Origin of the sequence: Bacillus sp. AP50, assembly GCF_040492675.1 — a bacterium.
GTDB classification, from domain to species: Bacteria; Bacillota; Bacilli; order Bacillales; family Bacillaceae_G; genus Bacillus_A; species Bacillus_A cereus.
The window spans coordinates 1-4,569 of the sequence record NZ_JBEUTW010000554.1; the positions used below are offsets into that span (position 1 = coordinate 1).

Sequence of the window (4,569 nt, forward strand, 5' to 3'; positions counted from 1 at the left end):
GTCATATACATGTTGATCAATATAAGGATGAAGAGAAGAACAGATTACTGAAAGAGGTGGAAAATAGTAATGAAATAAAGGGGCTTATTGCTGTATCTATGAATTATCAATCTTGTAAGGAAACGTTATCTTTAGCGAAGAAGTATCCCTTTATATATCCAGCGATAGGGTTTCATCCAGAGCAACAGATTCATAAAGAAGAGTGTGAACAGATTTATAAACTTATTGAACAGAACGCAGAGGAAATTGTTGCGATTGGTGAAGTAGGTTTGCCCTATTATTTGAGGAAAGAAGATGAAAGCATTGCTGTAGATCCATACATAGCTGTATTGAAAAAATTTATAGAACTAGCTAGTAAGTATAATTTGCCGATTATATTACACGCAGTTTATGAAGATGCTGACACTGTATGTGATTTGCTAGAGAAATATAAAGTTTCACGTGCACATTTCCATTGGTTTAAAGGAAGTGATGAAACAATGAAACGGATGATGAAGAATGGTTATTATATTTCGATTACACCGGATGTTTTACATAAGGAGAAGATTAGAAAAATTGTTTCGTATTATCCGCTTGAATATATGATGGTAGAAACAGATGGACCGTGGGAATTTCAAGACGATGTTATGACGCACCCGAGAATGATTCGAGATGTATTAAAGGAAATTAGTGTTATAAAAAACATATCTGTTGATCAGGTTGCAGAAACAATATATGAAAATACCATTCGATTTTATTTGAAAGGATAGGAGAATTATAGTTTTAATCATGTAACGGAAAAAGTGAAAATTGAATGTATTTAATAAAATGCCACGGTTTGATATATGACAAAAAACCACCAAGCGTTCCGCTCGGTGGTTTTGTATTAGGATTCTAATTTTCTCGCACGTTTTAATAATAAAAGAAAGACAATGATAACGAACCCCAGTATAAGGAAGAAGCCATATTGCTTTATATAATCAATTATGTCATTCGCACTGGTTGGTTTTTCAACGTGAATGCCGTCTTTATTCGTCGTAATATGAATATCTTTCATTTTTACTTCATTCTTTTCCTTTTGTAAATCAATCCACTCTATATTTGGAATACTTTCTAGATCCTTTAATACTTCTTTTAATGGTTTCACACCTAAGTAAGGATGATAGAATGCACCAATAACTCCATCGGATAATTTAGAAACAGATAGAGCACGTTCTTTCATTTTAGCAATAGTTTGTGGCGTATCTTCTTCAATAAATCCGACTGTTTCAGGCAATAGTTTCATTCCATGTAAAAATGACGGAGTACTTGTATAATATGGTGAGTGCATGGATTTCCAAGTTGTATCATTTAACTGTAGTTGTCCTACATAAGTTGAAAAGTACCTTGATAATATTTCATATCCTTTTTGAGACATCGTGTAATGAGGTGCTTCAAAGGCAACAGGATATAGTTTAGCATCTACAAGTTCTTGAATTCCTTTTTCAATATGATCTTTCGTATATTTTCCCTCGAATTCTTCCCCTTTTTTTACATATTGGTTATATGCCTCTATATTTGGAAAGTCATCTTTTGTCTTCGGTTTTTCATGCTTCGGTTGGCGAATTGGTTGATCTGTTTTGACATCCCAAAATTCAAAGCCCTCACCTGTTTCACTGTCATAAAATTGGTGAGTATAACCATGCATAATAATTGCTGCACCATCATCTTGCATAGAGCGTAAAAGATCAACTAGTTCTGGTTTATCTTTTAAATGTATTATCTTTCCTGTATCTGGATCTTTATATACCGGAATAACAGTAATCATGTAAGGCATCTTTTTCTCTTTTAGTAATTCAGCAATTTCTTTTAATTGATTTATATCTGCTGCTGGGTGAACATCCTCAAGACGTAAATAAGCTTCAACTTTATTTTTCGTTGGTTTTTGGCTGAAATAAGAAAATAACATTTCACCGACGTAATGAGACATCCAGTCAAAGAGGTTAGGTGTTGCAACATAATAAGATATTTCATGCTGAACGATTAGTGGGTTAGTGTTATTTGAGCTTAAAGCGTTAGCAAGCACAGTTCCATTCGTATCAAATGATTGAATTAATCGTTCCTCTTCTAAGGCATTTTTTAGCTTCTTTTCTGGATATTCAATTTTATTAACTCGTATATCGTCACTCTTTAATGTAATGAAAGAAAAACGCTTAGATAATTGTTCAACATTTTGTCCTAATACTAATACAGGGCCGGAGAAGTTTTCTAGAAATTGTTTCGTTTCATCAGAAAACGCTTCTTTTGTTTCACCGATATAAACAATATGTGTATAGGAGGATACGTTATTAATTGAAGTTGCTTCTTTTAAGTTTTTTACGGTTATATCATTTGTAAAATGTCCTAATTGAGTATTAAGGATTTGGACATTATTTGAAACTTTATCGTCTTGTGTACTATACAAAACAAGTACTTTTGGTTTTGATGATGTTTGTGCAGAGGTGTAGGTAGGGATGAGTAGTAAAATGCTGAACAAGAGTGTTAGGCATTTTTTCATTTTGTACGCTCCTATTCTATATATAGAGTTCAGTTTACAATTATATACAATAAATGCGTTATAGTCTATGAAAGTTACATTTTTGCACGTATTTACCAGCTGTTTTTTCACAAAATCGGTCTAAAGCATGATGATAATACGTATAGTTATTTGCTATGATAAAAGAGTAATAGAATGTAGGTAATTGTAAAGGGAAGGCTGAAAGGGGACAAATTTCAGCGGAGAAAGAGGTAGAGGTAGTGAAGAAATTCTTTGTAGGATTTTTAGTTGTTCTTGGAGTATATTTATATTTCCAAGGAAAGTCTGAAGGAATGGATAAGCTAGTGAATGGAACAAGCTATGTTGATTCAGAAGAAGCAAAACAGATGAAACAAATCATTATAGAGGAAGCGAAGAAAGTAAATCTTCCGGAATGGATACCTCTTGCAATTGCCGAGCATGAAAGTCGATTAAATCCAAGAAGTGTTGGAGATAATGGAACTTCATTTGGATTGTTTCAACTACACCGCGGCGGCGGGCTTGCACCAGAACATTTAACTGATGATGAGCTGAAAGATCCACGTACAAATGCGCAAATTGCAATGCCGCATTTAATGAAAGGATATAAGCGTGGGGTGCAAAAAGGTTTGACTGATTTTGCATTACTGAAATATATAGCGAATACATCTGGATGGCCAGGGAATTTAGGGCCAGAGTGGACGGATAATAACATGAAGTATAACATCGGACTAGAAGATGTGTACTATCGAAATAAAGGTGTAATAAAGTGAAACTTTAATCAGTGGGGGAGTCTGTTCATCCCCCGCTGATTATTAGTCTTCACCAATCGGGCTTTTACGAGCAGTTAATCTTCCGCCTAAATTCTAGCGTTTTCCGGATTTTGAGGTGGAAGTTTTACTGCTCATTAATGCGGGGTAAAAGAGTAGGTTTTCTATACCTACTCTGTTTTTTTATGAATAATTTCATCCTTTTCTTTCGTGAAATACTGCGTGAGTTGTATTTTCACCTCTTCTAGTTTTGTAGAAACTTGCGGTATTTTATATCCTACATACAATGGTGAAACGACAAATCTAGGTACAACTTTACAAATGATTTTTCCATTTAAGTAATAGAAGAATAAGTTATAACTACTGCATCCTTTATGGAAATCTATCAGTATGTAACGTACAGTTTGCTGAATGTAATTTGCCATTTCATCTATATATGAAATATTATCAATGATTATATTGAATTCAGTGAAGCCAATAATGGGACGCTCTGAAATATTAAGCTCAATGCGTTCATTTTTTTGAACAATTACCCCTTGAAAATTTTCTTCTTCAATATTTTCAAGATAATCTACATATTTCATTCCGATAATTTGCATGTGTGCATGATGCAAACTTCCACCTGAAAATGGACCGTGATTTTTGTATAAAATTACAGATGCAAATTCTTCGTTCTTCTGTAAGTGTAACCAATGTTGAATAGAAAATTGCATTAATTTTCGCATATGTTCTTCTGTATATGTTGCGATATGATCTTCGCAATTATCCGTTTCAATCAGCACCGTTTGAAATGTATCTTGTAATGTAGGAAATTTATTTTTTAACCAAATAATAGAACCATCAGTTGCTAAAATATCCGTTAAATGTTCTTTATCGCAAAATGGACATGCAGCGCTTCTATTCCGAATACTTTCTGGTTTTTGTTTACCGATATCGTTTAAAAAATATAGTTGTTGTGTATCCATTTGTATATATGCCCCTTTAAAATATGTGTAAAAATCCCGCTTAATACATTCGGGAAAAGGAGAAGGAAATCCTCTAAAGACAATATGGAAAAAATAAAAGACAAGATATCCTCATTACGATAGGGTACCTTGTCTTTTATTTTTTCTCTAATAGTGTGTATGGATAATATAGAACATTTTCATTATTTTTCTTTTTTCTATTTTTTATTGTGTATAAAGTAATTGCTGTGCTTGCAATTATAATAATGGCTTTCTTCATATTCATATACCCCTTTTTATTGTTGGTTTAATTCTTGGCTAACTGCTTTTGCATCGACTAAAG

General features: G+C 33.2%; 5 protein-coding genes. 2 read left to right on the forward strand and 3 right to left on the reverse strand.

Annotated features, from left to right (window positions below; all coding sequences use genetic code 11):
* The coding region (locus ABWK52_RS26480; RefSeq protein ID WP_353772249.1) for a TatD family hydrolase at positions 1–749 on the forward strand (749 nt) is incomplete at its 5' end.
* A 116-nt stretch (positions 750–865) separates the two neighbouring features.
* Here the strand turns inward: ABWK52_RS26480 and ABWK52_RS26485 are convergent.
* The gene (locus tag ABWK52_RS26485; protein WP_098509134.1) at positions 866–2,515 is read right to left on the reverse strand and encodes a DUF2334 domain-containing protein; all 1,650 of its coding nucleotides are present in this window, start codon (positions 2,513–2,515) and stop codon (positions 866–868) included.
* A gap of 239 nt (positions 2,516–2,754) precedes the next feature.
* On the opposite strand from ABWK52_RS26485, the gene ABWK52_RS26490 reads away from it, so the two are divergent.
* Positions 2,755–3,285, forward strand: coding sequence for a transglycosylase SLT domain-containing protein (locus tag ABWK52_RS26490; RefSeq protein WP_000713248.1), 531 nt, complete (start codon positions 2,755–2,757; stop codon positions 3,283–3,285).
* A 167-nt stretch (positions 3,286–3,452) separates the two neighbouring features.
* Here the strand turns inward: ABWK52_RS26490 and ABWK52_RS26495 are convergent, their stop codons facing one another.
* Positions 3,453–4,247: a DUF4931 domain-containing protein gene (locus ABWK52_RS26495; RefSeq protein ID WP_002004289.1), complete on the reverse strand. Its 795-nt coding sequence runs from the start codon at positions 4,245–4,247 to the stop codon at positions 3,453–3,455.
* A gap of 136 nt (positions 4,248–4,383) precedes the next feature.
* The gene (locus ABWK52_RS26500; protein ID WP_001998915.1) at positions 4,384–4,512 is read right to left on the reverse strand and encodes a hypothetical protein; all 129 of its coding nucleotides are present in this window, start codon (positions 4,510–4,512) and stop codon (positions 4,384–4,386) included.
* Positions 4,513–4,569: the final 57 nt, after the last annotated feature.

Coding starts and splice junctions, on each gene's coding strand:
- ABWK52_RS26500 (WP_001998915.1), bottom strand. CDS start 4,512: ATGAATATGAAGAAAGCCATTATTATAATTGCAAGCACAGCAATTACT.
- ABWK52_RS26485 (WP_098509134.1), bottom strand. CDS start 2,515: ATGAAAAAATGCCTAACACTCTTGTTCAGCATTTTACTACTCATCCCT.
- ABWK52_RS26495 (WP_002004289.1), bottom strand. CDS start 4,247: ATGGATACACAACAACTATATTTTTTAAACGATATCGGTAAACAAAAA.